The 25,337-nt window shown below is 37.0% G+C and carries 23 protein-coding genes; 10 read left to right on the top strand and 13 right to left on the bottom strand.

The window, feature by feature from the left end; all coding sequences use genetic code 11:
- Nucleotides 1-37 precede the first annotated feature (37 nt).
- Nucleotides 38-649, top strand: coding sequence for a M15 family metallopeptidase (locus ACFO3O_RS19625; protein WP_379982019.1), 612 nt, complete (start codon nucleotides 38-40; stop codon nucleotides 647-649).
- Nucleotides 650-717: 68 nt separating this feature from the next.
- Here ACFO3O_RS19625 and ACFO3O_RS19630 read toward each other — a convergent pair whose 3' ends face one another.
- The 11 genes from ACFO3O_RS19630 to ACFO3O_RS19680 all read right to left on the bottom strand — a co-directional run bounded on the left by ACFO3O_RS19630 (nucleotide 718) and on the right by ACFO3O_RS19680 (nucleotide 13,801).
- A complete protein-coding gene (locus ACFO3O_RS19630) occupies nucleotides 718-3,213 on the bottom strand; it encodes a zinc-dependent metalloprotease (protein WP_379982021.1) in 2,496 nt (831 codons plus the stop codon).
- A gap of 108 nt (nucleotides 3,214-3,321) precedes the next feature.
- Nucleotides 3,322-4,266, bottom strand: coding sequence for a hypothetical protein (locus ACFO3O_RS19635; protein WP_379982023.1), 945 nt, complete (start codon nucleotides 4,264-4,266; stop codon nucleotides 3,322-3,324).
- Between the two features lie 24 nt (nucleotides 4,267-4,290).
- Complete coding sequence (locus ACFO3O_RS19640) at nucleotides 4,291-5,238, bottom strand: hypothetical protein (RefSeq protein WP_379982024.1); 948 nt, start codon at nucleotides 5,236-5,238, stop codon at nucleotides 4,291-4,293.
- 158 nt (nucleotides 5,239-5,396) lie between these two features.
- Nucleotides 5,397-6,317: a hypothetical protein gene (locus tag ACFO3O_RS19645; protein ID WP_379982025.1), complete on the bottom strand. Its 921-nt coding sequence runs from the start codon at nucleotides 6,315-6,317 to the stop codon at nucleotides 5,397-5,399.
- 113 nt (nucleotides 6,318-6,430) lie between these two features.
- A complete protein-coding gene (locus ACFO3O_RS19650) occupies nucleotides 6,431-7,423 on the bottom strand; it encodes a hypothetical protein (RefSeq protein WP_379982026.1) in 993 nt (330 codons plus the stop codon).
- 95 nt (nucleotides 7,424-7,518) lie between these two features.
- Nucleotides 7,519-8,472: a hypothetical protein gene (locus tag ACFO3O_RS19655; RefSeq protein WP_379982028.1), complete on the bottom strand. Its 954-nt coding sequence runs from the start codon at nucleotides 8,470-8,472 to the stop codon at nucleotides 7,519-7,521.
- Between the two features lie 98 nt (nucleotides 8,473-8,570).
- Nucleotides 8,571-8,972 (bottom strand): acyl-CoA thioesterase, encoded by a 402-nt coding sequence (locus ACFO3O_RS19660; RefSeq protein WP_379982030.1) that lies wholly within the window; start codon nucleotides 8,970-8,972, stop codon nucleotides 8,571-8,573.
- Nucleotides 8,973-9,129: 157 nt separating this feature from the next.
- On the bottom strand, nucleotides 9,130-10,497 hold the full coding sequence (locus ACFO3O_RS19665) for a GntP family permease (RefSeq protein WP_379982032.1): 1,368 nt from the start codon (nucleotides 10,495-10,497) through the stop codon (nucleotides 9,130-9,132).
- A gap of 54 nt (nucleotides 10,498-10,551) precedes the next feature.
- Nucleotides 10,552-10,917 (bottom strand): four helix bundle protein, encoded by a 366-nt coding sequence (locus ACFO3O_RS19670; protein ID WP_379982034.1) that lies wholly within the window; start codon nucleotides 10,915-10,917, stop codon nucleotides 10,552-10,554.
- Between the two features lie 80 nt (nucleotides 10,918-10,997).
- Nucleotides 10,998-12,893 (bottom strand): NADP-dependent phosphogluconate dehydrogenase, encoded by a 1,896-nt coding sequence (gene gndA, locus ACFO3O_RS19675; RefSeq protein WP_379982036.1) that lies wholly within the window; start codon nucleotides 12,891-12,893, stop codon nucleotides 10,998-11,000.
- Nucleotides 12,893-13,801, bottom strand: a complete 909-nt coding sequence (locus tag ACFO3O_RS19680) for a DUF72 domain-containing protein (RefSeq protein ID WP_379982038.1) — start codon at nucleotides 13,799-13,801, stop codon at nucleotides 12,893-12,895. The genes gndA and ACFO3O_RS19680 overlap by 1 nt, the downstream gene beginning before the upstream one ends.
- A gap of 299 nt (nucleotides 13,802-14,100) precedes the next feature.
- Here ACFO3O_RS19680 and ACFO3O_RS19685 point away from each other — a divergent pair, with 299 nt between their 5' ends.
- The 5 genes from ACFO3O_RS19685 to ACFO3O_RS19705 all read left to right on the top strand — a co-directional run bounded on the left by ACFO3O_RS19685 (nucleotide 14,101) and on the right by ACFO3O_RS19705 (nucleotide 20,358).
- Nucleotides 14,101-14,865, top strand: a complete 765-nt coding sequence (locus ACFO3O_RS19685) for an outer membrane lipoprotein-sorting protein (RefSeq protein ID WP_379982040.1) — start codon at nucleotides 14,101-14,103, stop codon at nucleotides 14,863-14,865.
- Between the two features lie 440 nt (nucleotides 14,866-15,305).
- Nucleotides 15,306-18,374 carry a WD40/YVTN/BNR-like repeat-containing protein gene (locus tag ACFO3O_RS19690; protein WP_379982042.1) on the top strand — a complete coding sequence of 1,023 codons (3,069 nt, stop codon included), beginning with the start codon at nucleotides 15,306-15,308 and terminating at the stop codon, nucleotides 18,372-18,374.
- A 281-nt stretch (nucleotides 18,375-18,655) separates the two neighbouring features.
- Nucleotides 18,656-19,681 (top strand): hypothetical protein, encoded by a 1,026-nt coding sequence (locus ACFO3O_RS19695; protein WP_379982044.1) that lies wholly within the window; start codon nucleotides 18,656-18,658, stop codon nucleotides 19,679-19,681.
- A 120-nt stretch (nucleotides 19,682-19,801) separates the two neighbouring features.
- Entirely contained in the window at nucleotides 19,802-20,221 is a 420-nt protein-coding gene (locus tag ACFO3O_RS19700; RefSeq protein ID WP_379982046.1) for a glyoxalase, read from the top strand.
- Nucleotides 20,221-20,358 (top strand): adenylosuccinate synthetase, encoded by a 138-nt coding sequence (locus ACFO3O_RS19705; RefSeq protein ID WP_379982048.1) that lies wholly within the window; start codon nucleotides 20,221-20,223, stop codon nucleotides 20,356-20,358. The genes ACFO3O_RS19700 and ACFO3O_RS19705 overlap by 1 nt, the downstream gene beginning before the upstream one ends.
- On the opposite strand, the gene ACFO3O_RS19710 is transcribed toward ACFO3O_RS19705, so the two are convergent.
- A complete protein-coding gene (locus ACFO3O_RS19710) occupies nucleotides 20,355-21,038 on the bottom strand; it encodes a DUF2461 domain-containing protein (protein WP_379982050.1) in 684 nt (227 codons plus the stop codon). The two genes, ACFO3O_RS19705 and ACFO3O_RS19710, sit on opposite strands and share 4 nt — an antisense overlap.
- Before the next feature lie 40 nt (nucleotides 21,039-21,078).
- The gene (locus ACFO3O_RS19715; protein ID WP_379982052.1) at nucleotides 21,079-21,858 is read right to left on the bottom strand and encodes a tRNA pseudouridine synthase A; all 780 of its coding nucleotides are present in this window, start codon (nucleotides 21,856-21,858) and stop codon (nucleotides 21,079-21,081) included.
- Nucleotides 21,859-21,950: 92 nt separating this feature from the next.
- Between ACFO3O_RS19715 and ACFO3O_RS19720 the strand changes: the two genes are divergently transcribed.
- The 4 genes from ACFO3O_RS19720 (at nucleotide 21,951) to ACFO3O_RS19735 (ending at nucleotide 25,284) form a co-directional block, all read left to right on the top strand.
- Nucleotides 21,951-22,388: a hypothetical protein gene (locus ACFO3O_RS19720; protein WP_379982054.1), complete on the top strand. Its 438-nt coding sequence runs from the start codon at nucleotides 21,951-21,953 to the stop codon at nucleotides 22,386-22,388.
- Nucleotides 22,389-22,444: 56 nt separating this feature from the next.
- Nucleotides 22,445-22,882 (top strand): hypothetical protein, encoded by a 438-nt coding sequence (locus ACFO3O_RS19725; RefSeq protein ID WP_379982056.1) that lies wholly within the window; start codon nucleotides 22,445-22,447, stop codon nucleotides 22,880-22,882.
- 28 nt (nucleotides 22,883-22,910) lie between these two features.
- The gene (locus ACFO3O_RS19730) at nucleotides 22,911-23,756 is read left to right on the top strand and encodes a DUF1853 family protein (RefSeq protein WP_379982058.1); all 846 of its coding nucleotides are present in this window, start codon (nucleotides 22,911-22,913) and stop codon (nucleotides 23,754-23,756) included.
- An 88-nt stretch (nucleotides 23,757-23,844) separates the two neighbouring features.
- Nucleotides 23,845-25,284 (top strand): hypothetical protein, encoded by a 1,440-nt coding sequence (locus ACFO3O_RS19735; RefSeq protein WP_379982060.1) that lies wholly within the window; start codon nucleotides 23,845-23,847, stop codon nucleotides 25,282-25,284.
- The last annotated feature ends 53 nt before the right edge of the window (nucleotides 25,285-25,337 follow it).

Raw genomic sequence — 25,337 nt, forward strand, 5'->3', positions numbered from 1 at the left:
TATACCACCACATTCGCATTTTTTGTACTTTAACCCTATGAAAATATCTCATTTTTTAATCGGTTTGATACTCTTTGGAACTTTAGTAAATGCCCAAGAGTCGCCACTCGTAAATATCGAAGCCTATGGTGGTACATACGCGTATGATGTCAAATATGCGACCGATGATAACTTCTTAAAGACAACAGTATATGATTGTGTGCAATGCTTGTTACTACCCGAAATTGCCGAAGCAATAGCAGCTGCCAATCATGATTTTTGTGAGTTAGGCTATAAAATTCAGTTTTTTGATTGCTACCGCCCCCTTTCTGTTCAAAAGAAAATGTGGGCAATCTATCCAAACCCATCCTACGTAGGGAATCCTTATAAGAGTGGCTCCATACATAATAGAGGTGCTGCGATTGATATGACGATTGTAAAACTAGATGGCACCCCGCTAGACATGGGAAGTGATTACGATCATTTTGGAAAGGAAGCACATATAGATCATCCTCATAACGATACCGTAAAAGCAAATCGAAAACTTTTATGGGATGTCATGAAAAAGAATGGGTTCTCCCCTATCAGAACTGAATGGTGGCATTTTAATTATGATGCTAAAAATTATGGGCTGAAAGTCCTAGATATTGATTTTGATTGTACTAAATAATTTATCATAAAAAAAAGCCCTTAAACACAGTGTATTTAAGAGCTTTTATATGAATGTAGTTTTTGGTTTTATTTAGGATCTAGTAATGCATCTATTCTTGCGATAATGTCTTGGTAATGGTATTTTGTAATCGTGTTTATATTTCCATTTTTTGCCGTTCTAAGTCGAGAACGTAAGGTAGTGAGTTCGCCACGAATTAATGACTTAATATCAGAGGTATTTGTGTCATATACAAATGGACTTTCAAGGCCTGGTCTTCCACGTCTTCGCGTAGGTCCTTCATCGGTCATTAAAAATGACATTCTTTCTAAATAGGATTTTTGTAAATTCCTTCTATATATATCAACATTTTGTCCTCTTGATGCTTCTGACCACAGACCTTTGCGTACATCTGATAGCATCTCATAAGCACTATAATACTCTTGGTTAATGGTCTCTGCGTCTATTAATCGCCCAATACGATCAAAACTCAACAAACCATTAAGATAACGTGATTGTAGGCTACGGATACGCTCAAAGTATCCTGCGTGATCAATATTTTGAAGTATAGCTTTGTCAGCTAACCAATCTTGTGTTTGAAATAAATTCTCTTGAAGCCATTTCATAGACGCCTGTTGCGAGCTTTTGTTTACATGTGTGTACACAATACCCTCTTGGTCTGGATTTTTAATATTTTCATAAACACCCCCAATATTGGTGACTACGTGCCCCACATATCTACTATAAACCCCTAATAGCTCACCGTACAATTCTTCTAGATCTAGATAATTGTTCGTTTGATCTGAGGTCCAAGCTGGGAGATTGGCCGCTACATATTTCAAGTTTTTGACTCCGTAGGTGCTTGCTTTGATAGGATCATCTCCTATGCCTTCTGTCTGTGATTGTGGATCAAAACGATTTGACTGACGTCCAAACCTATAGATAGGGTCATTTGCTTTTTCTATGACCCATTTGTTTAGAGTAGAAACTTCATCTTCAGGTGTTTTAGCATTAGGCAACCATCTATAGCCCCAATTCACAGCATAATGATCATAAGGGCCCATTTGACGTACAAAGCGTATATTTTGATCACCTGGTTGTGCGATGTAATTATAGCGTGCGTAGTCCATGATACTTGCCGCAATTCCGTTTTTTTGCGTAAATGCTCCGTCTCTGTAGGATTCTACATCATACGCATAGCTAGCCGCCATATTGTGTGGGAATCCTAAGGCATGCCCTACTTCGTGTGCAATCACCATACGCATCATCTCTCCAATTTCTTCATCTGGAGTATCAAGGGTACGCGCGCTAGGATTTGCTGCACCGGTTTCTAATAAATAACGATTTCTATAACTCCGTAAATGATTGTGGTACCAAATAATATCACTCTCTATAATTTCACCACTTCGCGGATCTGACACACTTGGACCTACAGCATTACGGGTAGTACTTGCTACATAGCGAACTACAGAATATCGGATGTCTTCTGGGCTAAACTCAGGATCTTCTTCTGGTGTCGGGGCATCTTTAGCTATGATTGCATTCTTAAAACCAGCAGTTTCAAATGGTTTTTGCCAATCTTCAATGCCTTGTTTGATATATTTTTGGAGTTTTTCAGGAGTACCAGGATCTAAGTAATATACAATAGGCTTTACAGGTTCTACCAATTCTCCTCTTGCATAAGCTTCTGGATCTTTTGGTTCTAATTTCCATCTTCGGATGTAGGTTTTCTCATCTGCTTTTAAGGCATCGCTCCCATAATCATATTGGCTTACCGTAAAGAAGCCTACTCTTGGATCTGCAATTCTAGCTTGCATAGGTTCTTCTGGCAAAAGAATCATAGATTGATTCATTTGAAGACTAATTGACTCTGAATTACGCGATGATGGGGGCTCTGAAGCATCATACGTAAAATCCTGTTTTACCTCTATATTAAGTGGGAAGCTTTTTACACTGTTTATAAAACTACGTGAAGGATCTAATTTTTTTACTTTATATTGTTTACGCAGGTATGCTGGTAATCCGCTTATAGCTTTTACATCCGTAGAAAAAAGCTTAGTCACATCTATCACAACAGCTGTTGAATCTACATTAAACGCTTTGATATCAAAAGCGTACAAAATAGGCTCATAATTATTTACACGCACTGAATTACTAATTGCTTTGGTACTATCAGCAACATTTCTATAAGACTTCACCTTCAGTAAAATCTTATCTTGATAGCGTTGCCAGTGAACAACTTCTTCATTGGTTTTTGACCCTGCATTGAAAAAACCACCCCCTAATCCAGAAGGAATTTGCGCTATACGACTTACCCATAGCATATCTTTTTCCAATACCGAAAAAGGAATTTCGTATAAATATGTTTTTTTTACACGATGTACTTGAAAAAGACCGCTATCTGTAACTGCTTCTTTGGTTACTACATCTTTATACTCTTGAATAGCGTCTTTATCTTTTTTTTGGGGTGGGGTCGCTACTACTTCTGAGGTGTTTTTCTTTTTCTTTTTATCTCTTTTTTGGGCGTATGTAGCAGTAGTGAAACAAAAACTTAACAATACGCTAAGGAGTAATATTTTCTTCATTATAAAACTATTGATTTGATGAATCTAAGAACTCATACAAATTAAGAATAACAAAATACTTAACAATAGTTTAGAAAAACATTAACATTTACAAACACAATATAGCTACTATTGCTTTGAAAAACGTAGTTTTATCGTCTGTGGTGTATCAAAATTACCAGTTCCTCCCCACCCTTCATAGCCAAGTACCAAATCAAGTTCAAATACGGTATCATCGGTAAGATCTATCAAGCCAAAATTTTGTTCATCGGGTCCTGTAAGTGCATGAAATGCTGAGTTTCTACAAAAAAGATTTAACGATTGATATATTTTAGGATACACCATTTCTCCGGCAATGGTAAATTCAAGCCCTTCTGCTATGAGACTTGTTCTTCGTACGTTAGAAGTAGGTCCTGTTGTGATGGTAACGATTCCTTGATTATCGACACCAGAAGTAGGCGATGGTGTTTGATCACCAACAATCTCATAATTATATACACCTGTAAATAAATCAGCAGGGATAGTATCTATTACATTGATAACATATCGATACGGAGATTTGAAAAAACAAGCATCTGTAAAAATCGAAGCACTTCCATTTTCTGTACTAAAAGTTCGACCATCTGTAAGATGAATTTCCATGCGTAGTTCAAATTGATCTCCAGCTTGAATCGCACCAGCATCTAAAGAAAAAGCCTCTATAGCTTCTTGATATACTACTTCTACAGTTCCCACTGGCAATCCGTTACTTCCTGTCTGAAAATCCGTATTAGGAATATCTTTTAACATGATTTCAGACGCACTTAAATCTCCATTTTCTGGTGTTCTATCTTTATATTGAAGATAGAGTCGTACAAAATCAAAAATCCCTCCCTCCTCTAAGTCTTGTTCTTCTAAAACAACTGTAAATGCACTTTGTACATCTGTTCGTAGAAAATTAGGTGAAATCCGATCTATATTTCTTAAAATGGCGCCGCGTTCTATCTCTTCTACAACGGTGTCAATAGCCTTATCGTCTTCACTACAGGAAAAACACAAAGTCATACTAAAAATTAAAAAAATAGCTTTTTTCATAGGGATAGGATTTAACTAGGTATATTATTGTTTTGAAAAACGAACTTTAGAAGGAATATTTGCAATATTACATCTTGAATCAAATCCTTCAAAAGCTTCTAAGAAATGTAACTCAAAAACAGTATCATCAAAAGGATCAATAGTAGCTGGGATGCTATCAGGACCAATTAATATTCTGTCAGATACATCATCTTGTGTACATCCAAATCGAGTTCTTTGATATCTTGTCACGACTGCAACGTCACAAACGATACTAAATTCAATTTCTAAAGCATTTTCAGGAGCTTCCACTTCAAAAATACGTACATTATTGGAATGTCCATTTCGAATGGTAACAAGTACATCATCACCAAATGTAGGTCCGAAAAAACCATCTTCAATACTAGTTAATTCATATATGCCTGTAAACTGATCTGAGGCTATAGGCTCCACGATATTAACCAAATACGTAAAAGGTGACCTAAAAAATCCTGATGTATTCACTACAGTCCCTCCTGAATTATCTAGATTAAACGTCAAACCATCCGAAAGGTTAAGGTCTAAATCTAAGCGGAATTGATCTTTACAATTGGTTTGATCTAACGTTAAGCCCGTAGCAGTTAAAAGCGCTTCGTAGGTATATTCTAATGTGATTCTTGGTAATCCAAAATCAGTAGAGCTAAAATTTTCTGGTGTTAATGTCTCCAGCAATACAGGTTGTGTCGAAACTGAATTTCCAGGAGAATTATCTATAAAGGAAACAAAAACATCAACAGTGCTGAGAAGACCTCCATCCTCTATATCTTGTGCCTCTATATCAACACTAAAAATACTTGCGGGATCATTGACAACAAACTCTCCATTGTTAAAATTCAAGGTTCGTAAAACGGCGCCTCTATCTACTTCTACGAGAACTGTTTCTATAGCTTTTTCTTCATCGTCACAAGCGATACATACAATCATGCTCAGGATTAAAAATGTAATTTTTTTCATAGGATAAAGTTTTTGAGTTAGTAGTATTTAGTACTATAAAAATGAATAATCTACATAAAGAAATGAATTATTTCCATCGTAATAATTGTTTTATACGCTTTCGCACTTCGACCCTGCTCAGTATAAACTTCTGCGTCGTTATACTCCTTGAAAGCGAACTATTGCTTAGAAAAACGATAGGTAACTGTAATTGGCTCATCCGATAAATCTCCGCCTACCCAACCGTCATATCCAATGGTAAAATCTGCCTCAAAGACACTATCATCTTGCATATTTAAAAGTCCAAAACTATTGTCCTGTGGTCCCCAAAAAACGATCCCTGCCCCAAAACGACACAATCCACCACGTTCTTGATAAATATCTGGTAATATAAAGTCCCCAGCAACCGTGAAGTCTAGAAAACTTGAACGTCTCTGGTTAGGATACGCTCCATTGGTGATCGTCGTAATACCAGATTGAGAAATTGCCTCAATATTTGATGAAGCAATAACCTCATAGTTGTATACACCTGTATACAAATCATTTGGAATAGGGTTAATGACGTTGACTTGATAATAAAAAGGCGAATTTTCACAAAAATCAGCTATAATACTAGGGCTTCTATTTAGATATCCAATGATCCTACCGTCCTTTAAATGCATGTCAGGACGAATAAAAAATTGATCCCCAGGTGCGACCTCATTTGCTGTAAGTCCAAAAGCATCAAGCATCTCCTGAAACGTATAATTTAATAAAGTTCGTGGTCTACCAAATTCACCAAGGTAAAATACTGATCTAGGGAGGTCTTCTAAAATAACTTCATCTCTATTATTCGCCCCACTGGTTGTATTACTCTTGAAGCTTGCATACACCCTTACAAAATCAAAAAATTCTCCTTTTTTTTCGTCATTTGCTCTCACCTCAACAGAAAACTCACTTTCTAAATCAGTGATTATAAAATTATCACTCCCAACTTCCGTATTTATCAGTAAGGCACCTTTAGGAGCGTTTAAAAAAACATCAATGGGTTTTTCATCTGAGCTACAACCTACTACTAATGTCAACAGTATAATCGTTAAAGTTATCGTATGTTTGTTCATCTTTTAAATTTTAATTTGTCTTTATACCTAAGTATCTATCTTTATTAAAAAGGTTGCGTCTTAAACACAAAATATATTCTTTTAACCCATTACCAAGAGAGTCAATTAATCAATTATTGTTTTGAAAAACGATATCTAGATGGAGCTGTCACATAGCCACACTCTCCATCAAATCCTAGATAGCCCTCGACAAACCATAACTCAAAAACAGTATCATCAGTAGGATTTGCAGGACCATTTACAGTATCTGGCCCTAACAATGTAGGGGCAGCATTAAAAATACAATATCCTTCAGGAGAAGACAGCTGATTCTTTCCCATAACGATTTGATTATCTACAACTGTAAACTCCCATCGCCTTGGTGCTTCAATACTTACATGATGTAAATTATGCCATGCCATAAACTCTCTTGTATTGGTCGAATGACCTTTAACCACTTCTACAAGGCTTCCATTACTAAAGGGCTGCCCATTCACATCGACAAACGTTTGTCCATTTGGACCATCAACTATAGACTCCATGAGATACATTCCCGTAAAAAGATCTTCGGGAATAGGCTCTATGATATTAATGGTGTAACAAAATGGCGAACTAAAAAAGGTATTAAAAGCGAGTATAATAGAACTCGCATTGGATGCATTAAAAACGCGCCCGTCTGTCAGTTTTAAATTGAGATGCACTGAGAATTGATCGGTAACCGCTATTTGACTTGCTGTAAGTCCTGTGATTGTTAAAAGCTCTTGATACGTATATAGAAGCGAAGTAATAGGAAGTCCATTAGGCCCTGTAGTCCATTCTGAAGCTGGAATGGTTTCCAATAAAGTAGCATTAACAGAATTTGTTCCGTTATCAGGAGTATTGTCTTTAAATGATATAGAGACTTCTAGTTCATCCAACAAACCTCCATCTTCAATATCCATCTCTTCTACCTCAATGTGAAAAACACTTTGAAGATCGTTTATATCAAAATCAGTAGCGTTGATAGCTGTAGTACGAACTACTGCCCCTCGTTCTACCTCTTCTGTAACGACTTCAATAGCTTTTTCATCATCGCTACAAGATAACAATGCCCCTAATAAAAGGAGAAGTGAGTACTTATATTTCATTGAGTTGGTTATTTAGTTAAATGTATGATTAATGTAACTTTCTGACGTATACACCGATAAAAAATTACCTTATTAAAATACACAAATACGATTCATTATTGTTTAGAAAGTTTAATTCTAGAAGGTGCTGTTCCAAAACCACAATTACCATCAAAACCTAAATACCCTTCTACAAACCATAATTCAAATACCGTGTCGTCATTTGGGTCTATAGTCGCATTTTCTGTGTCGGGCCCTAATAATATCGCAGGGTCAATACCACAAAAACCTATTTTACTAGACAATAAATTTTTACTAAAAACTACCTTATCACAAGCGATGGTAAATCTAAAAATACGAGGTTGTTCCTGTTCTATGGATAGTCTATGGCGTAACCGCATTTCTCGCACGTTGGTAGAATGTCCTTTGTACACCTCTACCTGTTGCGTCTCTCCAAAAGTAGGTCCTAAAGGTCCATCGACTATACTTTCTAATTGATAAATCCCTGTAAATTGATCTTCAGGGATAGGGTCTATCACATTAATTGTATAACAAAATGGCGAACTCCAAAAATCATCTGCTGCCAGAATTTTAGAACTAGATTGCCCCGTTGTAAAGGAACGACCATCTGTCAACTTTTGGTTAATTCTCACTTCAAATTGATCTTTACAAGACATATCTGCCATGGTGAGATTAAAAGCATTTAACGCTTCTTCAAAAGAAATTATGAGTGGACTTACTGGTTTTCCAAATTGACCGACAACAAAAATATCACTAGGGAGCGTCTTTAACAACACCTCATTAGAAGGAGATGCGCCGGTTTTTTTGTAAGTAAGATACACATCAATAGCATCTAGTAATGCACCATTTTGCTCATCGTGTACTTCTAGTTCTACCCTAAAAATATCAGAAGGATTATGAATAGAGAAATCCGCATTGACCGTTTCTGTCGTTCTCACATAAGCACCTATTTCCCTATCATCTGCATTTGTAAATGCTACTTTATCATCATTAGAGCAGGAGATTGTAAAAATACAGCACAATAAGGTAGCAAGTATTGATTTAGACATGTTGTGAGTTGTTTAGTTAGTTATCTCTAATATACTCAACCTCTCTCCTGCATAAGGGAATCCCGATCATAATTACCTACAGATAGGCAAAACACATACTATGATTCATTTGAGTCTGCGATACGATTCTTTACATACTCAATCTCCGTTTTCCCATGAGGTTTTGCTTTTCCATGTTCATCAAGACCTACCATGACAATACGATCTATCGTAATAATAACTTCCCGTGTCATTTTATTGCGCACCTCACATGCAAGCGTGATGGACGCTGTACCAAATTTTGTAGGTTCAATGCCTATTTCGATAATATCGCCTTTTTTTGCGCTTGCGCGAAAATCAATTTCACTGATATACTTTGTAACCGTTCGTGGGTTTTCGAGTTGGATAATCGCATACAACGCCGCCTCTTCGTCTATCCATTCCAGTAATCTGCCGCCAAAGAGTGTTCCATTGGGATTCAGATCTTCGGGTTTTATCCATTTACGTGTGTGAAAATTCATCTTCTTTTATATTTCCGAGGAGTCGGAAATCCTATCCGACATTCATTATTAGTATATCATCTCAACTGAATCGTAAAAATACAAATTAGTATACGCTTTCGCACTTCGATACACTCAGCATATACGCCTTCGTCTTCATAACTCCTAGAAAGCGAACCTATACTAAATACCAAAGAATAGTAGAAACTGCCAATCCAATAACAGCTATAATAGATGTCATTACTGTCCACGATCGAAACGTTTCTTTTTCGGTAAGTCCTAAATACTGCTTGACTAACCAAAATCCACTATCATTTACATGCGAAAAGATCGTAGCCCCTGAAGCAATCGCAATCACCAAAACAGCTAATTGTGGTTGTGTAAAAAGCAATACCTCTTCTCCATTTACAATAGTAGTCAATAAAGGGGCTGTGATACTTGCTGCCGTAATCATAGCTACGGTAGCAGAACCTTGTAAAATACGTACAATAGCCGCAACGATAAATCCAAATATCACAGGAGGAAAAAAGTCACCACTCAATGATGTTGCTATCATTTTACCAGCACCAGTATCTATTAATATCTCCTTAAATGCTCCCCCTGCCCCTGTGAGCAAAATAATCACACCTGCTGGATATAATGACTTTGTAGAAATAGCTAAAAGCTCTTGTTTTGAAAACCCCTTTTTGATTCCTAACACATACCAAGCGACTACATTGGCTATGATAAGTGCCACAAACGGATGTCCTAACAATCCAGTGGCATATCTAAGCCACTGAGGCAAGCTATTTTGATCAAAAAGCGGACTACCTACTACCGTATTGCACACAATCAAGAAAATAGGGATCGCAATAATGAATAAAATCATACCAGCAGAAGGAGCATTTTCAGGAATAGCAACTGTGCTTATCATGTCCTGAGGCACTGTGATATGCATTTTTTTTGACAAACGTTTAGCAAGTACAGGACCAGCGATAATAGCCGCGGGCAATCCTGTGATAAAACCAAAAATGATAACATATCCCAGATCTGCTTTAAGAATGTCGGCAACAGCTATAGGCCCTGGTGTAGGAGGAATAAACGTATGTGTAATGGCAAGACCTGCTAATAAAGGAATGGCATATAGAAACAAGGACTTCTTCGTTTGTTTTTGCAACGCATAGATCAACGGGACTAAAATGATAAAAGCAACATCAAAAAATACAGGGATCGCAACCAAAAAACCTGTAAGCATCACTGCCCAGTGTGCATTTTTGATTCCAAAGAGCTTCAGCATTGCTTGCGCCAATTGTTGCGCACCCCCAGAGCGCTCTAATATAGCACCAAAGAGAGCACCAAGACCTACAATAGTCGCCACAAAACCAAGGGTGCCTCCCATTCCTTTTTCGACACTATTCAAAATGGCCGCAGGCTCCATACCCGCAATAATCCCAACCACAATACACGTAATTAACAACGCTATAAATGCCTGAAATTTTAGGCGAAGTATTAAAAATAATAGGACACATATCCCTATAAGTACTGCTGCTAGTAATTGTATGTCCATTTTAGTCTATGAGTTTTGAGTCGTGAGTCTTTGAAAGGTGAATCAAAATAAAAGTCATTTTGTCAAATGTTTTCTCAATGAAGATATCATCTTTCCAATTTCTGTTAATTGTTGTCTATTTAATTCATCTGTGTCAAAATCAATATATCCTCTCAATCTAGCCTTAGTAGATGCTTCAACACATTCATGAGAACTATCCCAAGCCATTTTCAAATATCTATTAAAATTTGCATCGGTACTCCCAGAGCCTTCAGCGATATTAAATGCAATAGAGTCTGCTGCTCTAACAAATTGAGAAGAGAGTCTATACATTTCTTTTTGTGGAAAAGTATCTATTTGATTATTCACAGCTTCTCCAAATTGAATCGCTTTCCGATACACATTTAAATCTTCAAACCGGAAGTGGTATTTACTCTTCATATAGTATAGTACATATTAATCATTTTTATTAAAAAATCACTTCCCAAATACTCACCACTCACCACTCAAAGACTCATGTCTCATTGACTCACCTCCCAATCCGTATGAAAAACACCCTCTTTATCCTTTCGCTCATACGTATGTGCACCAAAAAAATCGCGTTGTGCCTGTATCATATTTGCCGATGAATCTCCTTGTATCATTGCATTAAAATAGGATAATGATGCGCTCAAAACAGGAATGGCGGCTCCTGCTCCTAGGGCGTGTTGTACGATGTGTTTTAACGCAACGTTTCCTTTTATTAGTTGTGGGATCACACTTTCGTGAAATAATATATTGTCATCAAACCCGTCAAGTATTTCTATTAATCGCTCCATAGTCTTAGAACGAATGATACAGCCGTTCGTCCAAATGCGTGCAATTTCTGATAGTTGCAAATCCCATTGATAATGAGCGGAAGCCTTCCGTAGGGTTTCAAAACCTATGGCATGATTGATCATTCGTGCCGTTTGATAGGCTTTTTGTAAGATTGTAGTGTCAATATTTTTAATTTCTTCTCTTTTAATATTATATAATTGCTGCCCCTTAAGACGCTGTTCTTTTTGGGAAGAGATAATTCGTGCCAATACAGCTTGCGCTATCGTATCAAAAGGAGCTCCAATTTGCAAGGCTGCAGTCGTACTCCAACTTCCGGTGCCTTTTTGTTGGGCTTTATCAAGAATCACATCGATGAGTGGTTGTCCATCTTCGGTTTTCTGGAGGATGATTACAGATATTTCAAGCAAATAACTGTTGGTTTCACCTTTATTCCATTCATCAAATCTATCTGCTATTTCTGTTAGTGAAATCTTCCCATGAAAGTGTAAGATATCGTACATCTCAGCAATGAGTTGCATTTCTGCATATTCGATACCATTATGAATCATTTTTACAAAATGTCCAGATCCGCCTGAGCCAACCTTGGCACAACAGGCATTACCTTGAGCGTCTTTTGCAGCAATAGCTTCCAAAAAAGGGGCTACTTGATGATACGCTTCGGTAGTACCGCCTGGCATGATGGAGGGGCCTTTCAAAGCACCTTCTTCACCTCCAGAAACACCAACTCCTACAAAGTGAATTCCTTTGTCTTGCAGGTCTTTTACGCGTCTTTCGGTATCTAGATAGTGACTATTCCCACCGTCCATAATCATATCACCTTCCGTCAAATAGGGTAGTAAAGAATCTATTACAGCATCTACGGCAGGACCAGCATTGACCATCAGGAATATTTTTCGCGGAAGCGCAAGAGAATTTACAAAAAGTTCCATATCATCAAACCCTTTACAATCTTTCAACTCTGGATACGTACGTATACATTGGAGGGCGACCTCTTCTTCCATACCGGGTACATGTCTATTATATAAGGACAGGGGTATATCGTGATTGGCAAAATTTCGCGCAAGCGATTTCCCCATCACTCCTAATCCAATTAGCCCTAATGGTGAGGCTTGATCTCGTTGTATAGCATTCATAATGTGTTTTACTATTGCTTCTTTTGGTAAGGTGGCATCACAGACAATCCCTGATTTTGGTGTTTCTAAGGTGTCAAATTGTGATTGTAATAAATCAGGATTAAAAAAATGAGCTTTTCGAGCCGCTAATCGTTGCGCTACAAATGAAAAGTTCGCAGAAAGATAAATCGTTTTTACTTGAAGCTGATCCACCTTAAGGCGTGTTCGATAGCTTTCTTTAAGAGCCGAACAGGCTAAGATAGCGCCTTTGGTTTTCCATAGTGGGTATTGTGCAACAATACTATCCAACCAAGGCCAGCGGTCTTGATCTTGTAAAGGAATACCAGCAGCCATTTTGGCTTTATTCTCTTGAGAATGAAAGTCATCAGCATCATAGAAAGGTATTATCAACCGCTTCGCCAACGCCTTACCTAGTGTAGTTTTACCCACTCCAGAAACCCCCATGACTATGTATATAGTAGCCATTAAAATAAGGTAGGTGGATTAGTAGTATTTTGAGATAATGTGACTGGAATTTTTAAATCCAAAGACAGGGCTTTATTTAGTTTTTTAATAAAATACGCAGATAGTAAGGGAGATTCTACCTCAACATTTTGATGAATAAAAAAGTGAATATTCGTTAATCCTTGAGCTACCCATTTTTGTAATCTAAGAATCCAGTCATCCAAACGCGTATAGTCACTCTCGTGGTTAGCGCCTACAAAGCGAATAAAAGCTTCATTATTGGTTAATCGCATATGCATAATGTCACGCCTCCCCGCTGTATCCACGAGTATATTTGCCATATTATTTTCTTCTAACGCTAGATAAAGTCGTTCAGCAACCTGAAGGTCATTAAACCAATCGGTATGCCTGAATTCTAATGCGATGGGAACATGGCTAGGCCAATGATTGATAAAGTTATCTACCCGATCAAAATTTTTAGGTTGGAAGTTGTTATGCATTTGTAAAAAGATGGTGCCCAATTTTTCTTTAAGTGCTAACGTACGATCAAGGTATTCTGGAATATACTTCTCGGCATCTATAAGACGTTTTAAGTGACTTATAGTATTAGTGATTTTTGGAAAGAATTTAAACCCTTCTGGTGTTTTATCATACCACTTTTCATATTGCTCTTTCGGAAAAAGTCGGTAAAACGTAGCGTTGAGCTCTATACAATTAAACTGACTTGAATAATAGCCTAATTCATCTTTTGTGCCTCGTGGATAAAAGTTTTTTAAATCTTGTTTATTCCATTTCGCACACCCTACATAGACTTGCAAAGGACTTGAATCCTTATCCTTATTGGCGCTTAATACTCTTTCAGTATCTATGTGATCTTGAGGTAATGTAAAATCAATGGCTTCTGGTTGTGCTACTTTTCCAAATTTCATGTTGCTATTTTGTATGACCTAAAGATAAAATAATTAGATGTTATCACCTTTATTTATATGAGACAAATCAACGATAACGTTAGCGTACAAAAAAGACAATCAAGCACCTTTAAGTAGATATTTGAGGATATTAGTCGCTTACTATTTGGATACATTTTATACCAAGTCGTTCATTTTTGGTACTTATTTTAAGAGGGCTTAGACTTAAGCTAAAAAAAACTCATAAATTTGTAACAAAAGATAGCATTCATAGTCTTATGCCTAGACATCAAACATTAATTATACACAAATACACTTTTATGAAAACGATTAAATTATTAATTGCCGTAGTATTAATCGCTGTTGCAATTCCTATGCAAGCACAAACTGCAGATGAGATTATTGCGAATTACTTTGAAAATACAGGTGGTGAAGAAGCTTGGAGCAAATTAGAAGGGATTCAAATCAATGCTGTTGTAAATCAAGGTTTTGAAATTCCAGTGACTATCATTGAAATGAAAGATGGACGTCAAATGATCAAAATCAATATTCAAGGACAAGACATTACGCAATTAGCCTTTGATGGGGAGGTTGCATGGACTACTAATTTTCAATCAATGAAATCAGAAAAAGTAGATTCTGAAACTTTAGAGAATTTTAAAACTTTAGCTGGAAAAAGTTTTCCTAGTCCGTTTTTAAACTACAAAGACAAAGGATTTGCAGTGGAGCTTTTAGGAGAAGAGTTGATTGATGGTACAAATACGTACAAAGTGCAAATAACCATGGATCCTGTAAAAGCAGATGGAGAAATGGTTGATAATAAGGTAACCTATTACTTTGAAGCAGATAACTTCGTTCCTATCCAAACCGCTTCAGAAATACAGGCTGGACCAAGTAAAGGACAAGTTTCTAAAGATACCTATAGTGATTATGCTGAAGTATTAGCTGAAGGGCAAGAAGAAGGAGAAGGCTTATACTTTGCGCTTTCAAGAACTGTTTTTGGAGGACAAGCATTAGAAATCAAAAGTATAGATCTTAATCCAAAAGTAACAGACGAAATGTTTGCTTTTCCTGAGCAAGAATAACGTTTATACATACTACAACCTCAATCGTAAAGATTGAGGTTTTTTTATTAGTGAAACACTGTTTTGAAAAATCCAAAGGATGTATTCAAAATAGCTAGTTGAACCTGACGAACCTGCCTATGCCGGCAGGCAGGCTAATCCCGCTTTTCACTGGGATATGGTTTATGAACTAGACCCTTGGGGCAATTTTCAGATTACAATGCTTGCCTTAGGATGTATTAATAGATTTTATTTCGCTTAAAGCGAAAAGAAATACACATAACTAATCAATCAGAATTCTCATGAAATGAGCATAAATAAAATTATTTTTTTGCATGCCAACCAAACCAAAATAAATTTTTTATGCGAACCTGCCTGCCGGCAGGCAGGAGCAAAGCGGTTGATTTATGCAAGAAATTTTTATTTGATTCATTTTTTGTGAAATAAAAATTTTAAAATACATGAAAACTAAAAACTTATTTTTAGGATGTCTTTTTGCATCCTTTACTTTAGTCGGAAGTGCACAAGAAATTGTTCTTAAGGGAAAAGAACTTTTTGGCGACATTACCGCTAGACAAATCGGTCCAGCACTGATGAGTGGACGTATCATCGATATGGAAGTCCACCCAACCAATCCACAAATCATTTACACAGGTACTGCTGGCGGCGGTGTCTGGAAATCCAACGATGGAGGTGCTACCTATGCTCCTATTTTTGAAGAACATATCCAATCTATAGGTCAAGTAGCCGTAGATCCTAATGATCCAGATAATATAGTATGGGTAGGTACAGGAGAAATCTGGACTCGTAACTCTGTCTCTGTCGGTGACGGCCTTTACAGATCAAAAGATGGGGGTGTTAATTGGGATAAAATGGGCTTTGAAAACTCAGAGCGAATCTCCGGTATTGAGATTCATCCTGAAAATAGTGATGTGGTTTATGTTTCTGTTTTAGGAGCACTTTGGAGTCCAAGCACAGAGCGTGGGATCTATAAAACAACTGATGGTGGGAAAACGTGGAATAACATCTTATATGTAGATGAAAATACGGGAGCTGCTGATTTTATGATGGATCCAAATAATCCAAATGTACTTTATGCTGCAATGTGGGAACACAGACGTACCGCATGGGATTTCAATTCTGGAGGAAAAGGGAGTGCTTTATACAAGACTACAGATGGTGGTGCTACGTGGAATAAAATACATAACGGGTTTCCAGATGGAATCTTAGGACGTATCGGTATTGCCGTAGCTCCATCTGATTCTAATAGAGTGTATGCGGTGATCGAATCTGAAAAAGATAAAGGATTATACCGTTCTAATGATGCGGGAGCAACGTGGGAATTAACCAATAGTGATTTTGCATTAACCGTTCGTCCGTTTTATTTTTCTAGAATTGTGGTAGATCCTAAAAATCCAGATGTTGTAGTCAAAGGAGGCTTGAGTGGGTCAATTTCTAAAGACGGAGGAGAAACCTTTGTGTCTTTAGGAAATATGCACTCCGATATCCATGATATTGTATTTGATATTAATGATTCTGATAGAATGCACGTAGGAACTGATGGTGGTGTATACCGTTCATGGAACCAAGGGACTACGATGGAGATTGTAAGTAACTTACCGTTATCACAATTTTACCATATTAGCGTAGATGATGCCGAGCCTTATCGCATTTATGGTGGTTTACAAGACAATGGTTCTTGGTATGGCCCTTCTTCCTCGCCAGGTGGTATAGAAGCTCGTGATTGGGTACGTGTGGGTGTAGGTGATGGTTTTAGAGTGTTAAAACACCCTACCAAAGAAATCCTCTATTCAGAAATGCAAGGCGCCGACAATGTATGGCGTTATGATATGGAGCGTAATTACACCAAAAATGTAAAACCACTTCCTGTTAGTGGATATGATGATTTACGTTTTAACTGGAATGCGCCAATGGCGATTAGTGCTCATCAACCGGATCGTTTTTATATGGGAAGCCAATATCTACATGTAAGTGATGATATGGGAGATACGTGGCGAATTATTTCTCCAGACTTAACCACTAATGATCCTGCAAAGCAACCTGTAAAATCAGGGGGGCTTTCTAACGATACTTCTGGAGCAGAAAAGCACACCACGATCTTTACCATTGCTGAGTCACCTCTAGATGAAAAGATCATTTGGGTAGGAACAGACGACGGAAATGTACAGGTCACTAAAGATGGTGGTAAAAACTGGACAAACGTAACGGCAAATATTTCAGGTGTTCCTGCAAATACGTGGGTATATCATATCGAAGCAAGTGTGCACGGAAAAGGAACTGCCTATGCAGTTTTTGACGGTCATGCAAGTGGCGATATGAAGCCGTATGTATATAAAACAAAAGATTACGGTGCTACATGGACAAACATTGTTACCGATGATATTCCGATTTTTGCGCGTAATATTCAAGAAGATTATGTAAATGAAGACTTATTATTCCTAGGTGCCGAAAACGGATTATACATCACTGTAAACGGCGGTAAAAACTGGTCACATTTCACAAACAATTTCCCACACACAGCGGTTCATTTTCTGGATCTTCAAAAGAAAACCAATGATCTCGTTGCTGGTACTCATGGACGTGGCGTTATTATTATAGACGACATTAGTACCTTACGTGAGATAACACAGGATGTATTAGCCAAAAAAGTACATTTCTTTGAAACTAAAACAGGCACCATGGTCGAAGAAGGTGGCTTTGGCGGTGGAAGCACTGAACTAGAATTTGTAGGAAGAAACCCAGGGACTTCCCTACAGTTAAAGTATTACCTACAAAAAAGACACACATTTGGAAAAATGTCTTTAGAAATCCAAGATATGGAGGGTAATGAAGTTACTACATTAACCCCAGGAAAATCAAAAGGGATTAATATCGTTCGTTGGGGATATAACACAAAAGCACCTAAAAATGCTGCTGGAAAAACCATCAGTCAAGGTGGATTCCAACCGATGAGAGCAAAAGCAGGAACGTATAAAGCGATTCTTAAAAAAGGAAAAGACACCTATGAAACTACCTTTAAGATTCAAAACGATCCTAAATCTTTCATTACCAAAAAAGAAAGAGAAGCACAACACGCTACTGCTCAGAAGTTATTTGATCTACAGGAAGACCTCGCCTATATGGTGTATAAGATGGATGAAATGATCAAAACGGGAGAAAAAGCGATAGAAGCCAATGCAAAAGCATCTAAAGTGGCAAAACCACTGATCGACGAACTCAATGCCTTGAAAAATACCTTGGTGATTACTTCGGGTGATAATTATGTAGATTCTGCGCCTCCTCAGTTAAGAGAAAAATTAGGCCAGTTATACAGCGATGTCGCTGCCAACTATGAAGCGCCAAGTCAAGCGCAATTAGAGAATCTTGCCTTACTTTCTGATCGATATGAAAAAGCCGCTACCGATTTGGACAAAATCTTAAGTAAGCGCTTATCAAAGTTTACGAAGTATTTAGAAAAAGAAAACCTTCCTGCTATGGAATTCAAAAGCAAAGAAGATTTCTTGAAGTAATCAACGTTATTTCAAACACAGACTTAAAAGGTCGTCTAAAAGCATATTTTTAGATGACCTTTTTTTAGTTAGTAGCTAGCTGATTAAGTAAATTATAGTTTAGTATTAAAATAACTAATGACATTGTAACATAAAAGTAATTTGTAGCACAGATATCACAAATGATTACTTATGTTTTCATTAAAAAACGAAATTTTCTAATTCCTATGTATCGTATTCAAAAAATATTCCTTCCATCTATATTCATAATATTCCTTCTAATTTCTTGCACGAAAAATGATTTGGCTAACTCTTATTGGGTAGCAGTAGACTCATCCCCTATTCCTCCAAGCACTAGATGTAGTGTTGTAGATGGAGCAATATTGCACTTTACAGACAGTCAATTAAGTATTAGAAACGTTTATGAAAAAAATAGCCAATCACATGAGTATCGTTTAGATAATGAAGAATTATATGTAAACGATACACTCTGGGCTACTACATATGCAAAATACTCTGATAGCATAATATTAGACATTATTGATATTGCTAGAGTAAAATTTGTCAGATTAGGCAATGAACACACTGAGATTCAAAAACCAGCATTGTGGAAACATAAACATTGGATTCTATCATACAATGATTTTAAAAGAGAATTAATACTAACTGACTATCCATATTTTGATGATTTAGAAGATAAATTGTGTATTCAAAAAAACCTTCAAGAAGGTCGTTTTATGGATATAATTGATAAATGGGATGTGGTGACTATTAATAACAATCAACTATTTGTTAAGACCTTTAATCAGACTGATGACGAGCTTTATAGAATTAAAAAGTATCAGGGAGATTCTCTAGTCACATTAGAATCTCTTAGGAATCCTGATGTTCAAGCTAGTTTAAAAAAAATAAAATATATCTCAGAGGTTAAAAAACAAGAAATCCAACATCATATCCAAAATTACACATGGAAAATAGATAAAGTTATTAAACTAGATACAATCAAACAGATGGGTAAATATTGGGAGACCGAACTACCCCAGTTAATATCACTTAAAACTAAAAAGATGTCTTTCCTATTTTCAGATGATTTAACCTACACTAAATATGAATCTGATAACTCGATTGCAAACGGCAATTGGAAATTATCAGACACAGGAAACGAAATAATTTTAAATGATGGACTGTACCCTTCTGACTATATTGATTTAATAGTAGCTAGTGCTGACAGTTTAGTGATTGGTAACATACAAGATTTCACACCAGATAATTATGATACTATGTGGGGTAGTTTTAGTATCTATTATAAAGCAATTTTAAAAAGATAATCTTAATGAAGTCTAGTCGTTTTTAGACGACCTTTTTTTAGTTAATAACTGGTTGATAACCTCTGCGTGCGCTTTCGCGAAAGCATACCTCCTATTCGTATTTTTAGTAAAACTCAAATTATGAACGACAGGCCTAATGATATTAAACGCATACGCCCGGAAATTCCTTCGGCAAGGGTATACGATCAAATGAGTAGCGAGGAGCGGTTTCAAAACGAAACCATCCGACCGATCATGAAACTTCAAAGCCCTTTACTCATTGAAGTTTTCAGAAACTATATTGCAAAGCACAAAAATGTATTTTACGGTCTTTCTATTGAAAAAAGAATCGATTATATGGAGAATGCGATTCAAAAAGACATGAAATTTCGTAATAGCCTTAAAGGGATTATCATTGGTCAGTTTACAGTCGAAGAATATCTCACTTATATTCAAAACTCATCGGCTTTGAATAAGCGTATGATGAATATTGCAAAAGAACGCCTTGTTAGTAACGTACAGGTATTTGAACGTCCTCTGACTTTGACAAAAGTAAGTTAGTGCAAATCCCAAAAAATCAAAGTAATGCACCCATTGATCCGTCGTCTCCTGTGGAGTTGATTGTCTTTATTGCATTACCAATACTGCTGATTGTAGTGTATTTTGTGGCTAGAAAGAAACGCAAGAATAATAACTAATCCAACAGAGAAACGCCGTTTAAATCGGTAGTCAATACATCACTCATTAAATCAAAGAAAGGACGTAACAACTGATAGTGATATAGTACTTTTTCTCCAAAATCGGCAGCATGCACCTCAGCATCTGTAAAGCTGTGTGACACAAAAAAGCTTTTGAGTCGGATGAGATCAATATTGGGGTCGTCTTTACTAAAGCCTTTTGGTGCTGTTTTTACAGGATCCCAAGCTTCAAAATGACCTCCATACGCTTTCGCGAAAGCGGGCTCAGAAAGAATCTCACGAATCTCTGTGCTATCCATCTGAAATTCGGTGCGAATCCGTAACAAATCTTTTGGCTCTGGATTAAAAAAACCACCCGCCACTACCGATTTATTACCTGGCTCTAATCGTAAATAATACCCTCCTCTACGATGTGCCCCTGCCCTACTGAAACTCGCACTTCGGTGCACATTATACGGCGTCTTATCTTTACTAAACCGAATATCTCTATTGATACGAAACACCTTCAGTTTTTCAATTTCATCATGCTGATTGAGTCCAGCTTGGATATCAGCATAAAAGGCTTTGAGTGCCTTTTCACTGGCTTGATATTCCTTTTTATGATCGGTCATCCAATCACGATGATTATTTTCTTTGAGCGCTTTTAAAAACAAAAAAGAAGTCTTGGGTATGGTTGTCATCACTATTTTTTTAAAATACTAAGATACTATTTTCACAAGATTAAATCCGTACGTTATGAAGCATCAAACCGCTAGGTTGTGCGATATGTTCTAGTTTGATGCCGTTATCAGGAACAAGCGTTTGTTTGATAAAATCCAGATTTATTTTACTCTGCCCAAGATCAAAAAGCGTTCCCATCATTAAGCGCACTTGATGGCGTTTAAATCCTTTTCCGCATACGCGAAATATAAAACTCTCCTCTGGAAAAAAGCTAGCCGTGTACAAATCGTTAGTGACAATCTCACTGACTTCTAACGTATTGATAGTTCTAGTTTCAGGATTCGGTTTATAGGCGTAGGTCCTAAAATCATGGGTTCCCACAAACAACTGCGCAGCTTCTTTCATAAGATCAATATCGAGTGTTGCTGCAATATTCACCATATAAGGTGCAGCAAACGGATGATTTTTTGCGCCATGAGAAAAAAGATAGAGGTACTCTTTTTCTTTGGGCGCATCCATGACATTAAATTGCTCATCTACTTCAGTAATTTCCAAACAACGAATATCCTGTGGTAAATTATCATTAAAAAGCCTTAAAAAGTCGTCTTCTGGCAAAGGAGCATCTTTTAAGAATAACTCCGCATACGCCACATTTGCAGAGACTTTAGCATCCGTACGACCAGAAGCTAATAACTTAAAATTCTTATGACCTAACACATACGAAAATGTGCGTTCCATCATACGCTCTACGGTAAGCACATCAGGTTGTTTTTGCCACCCATGATATCGAAATCCTAAGTATTGGATTTTTAATAAGTAATAGAATCGTTTGTCAAACATAGATACGAATGTAGGTTTGAAATTTTTATTTCAAATAACAAAATTGAAAAAAATTGTACATTGTTGGTACAAACAACCAAAAACCGACAAAAATGACTTCTTCAAACAAACCAACAACACTCTTCTGGGTCGTAGCGATTATTGCGCTTTTATGGAATTTAGTAGGACTATTTTCTTGGCTAGCAGAAAACTTTATGATGACAGACGAAATTAAAGCTGCTTTACCTCCAGAACAATTAGAACTTATGGAAAGTGCTCCTTCTTGGGGAGTTATCGTGTATGGTATTGCAACCATAGGTGGCGTACTTGCCTGTATTATGCTACTCATGCGTAAGAAACTTGCCATTCCATTATTTCTACTATCATTAATATGCATCATTATTCAAATGGGATACGGTATATTTTTTATGAAATGGGGAGATGTCTTAGGCCCAGTAGATGCATATGTAATGCCAAGCATTGTTATACTCGTAGGCGTATTCTTGTACCTGTTTAGTAAAAACAATGCAGAGAAAGGTGTGTTACACTAAAAAGATGTAACATCTATGAAAGCTTTACTACTTATTAGGAAACAGCTCCTTTATAGATGACGCAATACACTTGGAAATCAAACATATTTAGTTCTAAAACAGCAATAGCGAGAGATCACAAAAACATTGGGTACTTTTCTATCAATTTTTTTGGGGTAACCCGTATGGAGTTGCTTCACCAAGAGTATCGTTGTAAAAGGACTGGTTTTTTAGGAAAAACCCTCGAACTATATGCTACTAGAGCATCAGAACCTATGGCTATATTGATATTTCATACTTGGAAACGATCTGTTTCCATAACATATAAACAAACGGCTTATCAAATGAAGTATGATTCTTTATTGGGTAGCCGTTTTAAAATGTATCATGACGACAACATCATCTATACCTACCATCCATCATTTGCTAGCGGTACTATGGAAACAGACACTGATGACCCTTTACTCATTACCTTAGGAATATACGCGCATATAAGAAGGCGCAACAATACGTAGATACTTAGACAAATAGTATCTTTGAATTGTGAAACATATACATGGTTTTTTAGCATCTTCTCCCCTTTGGAAAGGAACACAATTTGGACTCCAGCAATTTGAACTCCCACCGCTGGATCTTACTCATTTTGAGCCGACACCTATTCCTGAGAAATTACGACTTGGACATCAGATAGAATATATTTTTCATCAGTTAGTATCACATCTAGATCCGTATGAAGTGATTGCCCATAATATTCAGATTAAAAAAGGAAATGATACAGTAGGAGAATTAGATTTTTTGATACGCTCTAGCCTGCCGGCGAGGCAGTTCCGCGAAACCTGTCAAGAGACGAATCAAAACAGTAAAAAACTCCTTCATCTAGAACTTACCTATAAATTTTACATCATAGATCCAACCATCGCTGATCCTATACATCAGCTCGTAGGACCGAATCGGAAAGATGCTTTTTTTGCCAAACTAGAAAAAACCAAACAGAAGCAATTACCCTTAGTTTTTACAGAAGAAGGAATACAAACGCTTACAACCCTTGGTATTGATCCTACGGAGATTAATCAGAAAGTTTTGTTTATGGGACAGATATTCACGCCCTATCACACAAGTGTCCCCTCAATAGCGCCTTTGCAAACAGACTGTATAGTAGGCTATTGGGTGCACATGCATGATTTTGAATTGGATGATTTTAAAGCACATACCTATTACATTACCTATAAATCTGAATGGATTCATATTCCACATAATGAAGTGTCTTGGTCTTCGCATCAAGAAATACTCCCCAAAATTCACGCAAAGCATCAGGTAAAAAGAGCACCTATGCTATGGATTAAGAAAGCAGATCACAGTATTGATAAGTGTTTTGTAGTTTGGTGGTAGTGCCAAAATCATGAAAAATACGTAACGTTTCAATATTTTTTTCGTCCTTTACAATAGCAATTATCACCAATCAACATCAATCAAATCAATGAAAACACGATCTTTTCTATGCATACTTCTATGCATTCCGGCATTTCTTTTTGCACAACAAGACTTTATAAAAATAGAACACAATCAGATTCTAGGTTCGTTGACCTTTATTTCTGCTGCGAGTAATCAGCCAGGCACCGCACCTTCCTACAAAACATATATAGATTCTCTTGTAGGAAGTGATCCGGCATTCCAATCGTTAGCAGCACGTTTTTCAAAAATAGAGGTACAATCAAGTATTCACCGTAAGCAATTCCCTGAAAAAAGACATCCTTTTACGAGCACCATGGACTTATTATGGATTGCCAGCGCAAATTCGACGAGTGTCGATGACTTTGCGATCCGAACCATTGGTTTTTTACCTCCTAATGATCACACAGAACTTACAGATATTTTAAAAAATGTACTTCCTTATTACACCAAGCATATATGGGAACCTACCAAAACGAGACGCATGGCAATGGAGCAAGCATTACGTCCTTTCAGCTCGCAGATAGAAACTTTATTTAATAAAGTCGATGTGTTTTTAGGAAGTAATTGGTCCAAAACAACGCCTTTCAAAATCATGCTATACCCCATTCCGCTTAAAAGAGGTGGCACGACAGCAATTCCCAAAGGAAATAACCTGATCTGTTCCTATCTTTCTAAAAGAGAAAAAGAAGCCGAAGATATTATAGGCATCGCCATTCACGAGATGAATCATATTTTATTTGATGCACAACCGTTGGAATTACAAGAAAATATTGATGCGTGGTTTACAACATCGACCAATCCCTATGCGCCCCTAGCATACGATTTTTTTGATGAAGGACTCGCCACGGCTGTGGGAAATGGTTGGGCGTATGAGCAACTCAATGGCCAACTAGACACTAAAGAATGGTATAATTTTGAGTATGTCAATGGGTATGGAAAAAAATTATATCCCTTGGTAAAAACCTATATGGACACCAACCGAACCATTGATCAGGCGTTTATAGAAAAAGCGATTGTCCTTTTTGGCGAAGCTTTTCCAAAAGCCATTGTAGATCTTGATATTCTTATGAATAACCTCAACCTCTTCTCACAAAGTGAAGAAGAATCCACCATGGATGCCTATTTTGCAGGGGTTAGAGAACGTTTTAGAATGCGATCGGCGTATTTTATGAGTCCTATTAATAATGAAAAATCGTTGACACGCTTTCGCGAAAGCAATAGAACAAAACTCATCGTTGTAGATCAAGAGCATGAAACCATTGTGCCGATACTCCAAAAGCAGTTTCCAGACTTCCCTAAGAAAATCCCCAAGAATACGTCCTTTTTGACTACGTTTTACGATAAAAATACAGAAAGCACAATTATCCTAATGCATACGCAAAAAGAAGCCGATTATGCTCCACTAATGGACGTACTAAAAGCAGAAAAGTATGTGACCTATACCAAAATACTGACCCTAGACTAGGATGATCTGAACAAGCAAATTTTATGTATTACAGGTAGTTTTTAAAACAGCTT

Origin of the sequence: Dokdonia ponticola (assembly GCF_042653865.1) — a bacterium.
Lineage (GTDB): Bacteria > Bacteroidota > Bacteroidia > Flavobacteriales > Flavobacteriaceae > Dokdonia > Dokdonia ponticola.

Coding starts and splice junctions, on each gene's coding strand:
- ACFO3O_RS19625 (WP_379982019.1), top strand. CDS start 38: ATGAAAATATCTCATTTTTTAATCGGTTTGATACTCTTTGGAACTTTA.
- ACFO3O_RS19630 (WP_379982021.1), bottom strand. CDS start 3,213: ATGAAGAAAATATTACTCCTTAGCGTATTGTTAAGTTTTTGTTTCACT.
- ACFO3O_RS19635 (WP_379982023.1), bottom strand. CDS start 4,266: ATGAAAAAAGCTATTTTTTTAATTTTTAGTATGACTTTGTGTTTTTCC.
- ACFO3O_RS19640 (WP_379982024.1), bottom strand. CDS start 5,238: ATGAAAAAAATTACATTTTTAATCCTGAGCATGATTGTATGTATCGCT.
- ACFO3O_RS19645 (WP_379982025.1), bottom strand. CDS start 6,317: ATGAACAAACATACGATAACTTTAACGATTATACTGTTGACATTAGTA.
- ACFO3O_RS19650 (WP_379982026.1), bottom strand. CDS start 7,423: ATGAAATATAAGTACTCACTTCTCCTTTTATTAGGGGCATTGTTATCT.
- ACFO3O_RS19655 (WP_379982028.1), bottom strand. CDS start 8,472: ATGTCTAAATCAATACTTGCTACCTTATTGTGCTGTATTTTTACAATC.
- ACFO3O_RS19660 (WP_379982030.1), bottom strand. CDS start 8,972: ATGAATTTTCACACACGTAAATGGATAAAACCCGAAGATCTGAATCCC.
- ACFO3O_RS19665 (WP_379982032.1), bottom strand. CDS start 10,497: ATGGACATACAATTACTAGCAGCAGTACTTATAGGGATATGTGTCCTA.
- ACFO3O_RS19670 (WP_379982034.1), bottom strand. CDS start 10,917: ATGAAGAGTAAATACCACTTCCGGTTTGAAGATTTAAATGTGTATCGG.
- gndA (WP_379982036.1), bottom strand. CDS start 12,893: ATGGCTACTATATACATAGTCATGGGGGTTTCTGGAGTGGGTAAAACT.
- ACFO3O_RS19680 (WP_379982038.1), bottom strand. CDS start 13,801: ATGAAATTTGGAAAAGTAGCACAACCAGAAGCCATTGATTTTACATTA.
- ACFO3O_RS19685 (WP_379982040.1), top strand. CDS start 14,101: ATGAAAACGATTAAATTATTAATTGCCGTAGTATTAATCGCTGTTGCA.
- ACFO3O_RS19690 (WP_379982042.1), top strand. CDS start 15,306: ATGAAAACTAAAAACTTATTTTTAGGATGTCTTTTTGCATCCTTTACT.
- ACFO3O_RS19700 (WP_379982046.1), top strand. CDS start 19,802: ATGAACGACAGGCCTAATGATATTAAACGCATACGCCCGGAAATTCCT.
- ACFO3O_RS19710 (WP_379982050.1), bottom strand. CDS start 21,038: ATGACAACCATACCCAAGACTTCTTTTTTGTTTTTAAAAGCGCTCAAA.
- ACFO3O_RS19715 (WP_379982052.1), bottom strand. CDS start 21,858: ATGTTTGACAAACGATTCTATTACTTATTAAAAATCCAATACTTAGGA.
- ACFO3O_RS19720 (WP_379982054.1), top strand. CDS start 21,951: ATGACTTCTTCAAACAAACCAACAACACTCTTCTGGGTCGTAGCGATT.
- ACFO3O_RS19725 (WP_379982056.1), top strand. CDS start 22,445: ATGACGCAATACACTTGGAAATCAAACATATTTAGTTCTAAAACAGCA.
- ACFO3O_RS19735 (WP_379982060.1), top strand. CDS start 23,845: ATGAAAACACGATCTTTTCTATGCATACTTCTATGCATTCCGGCATTT.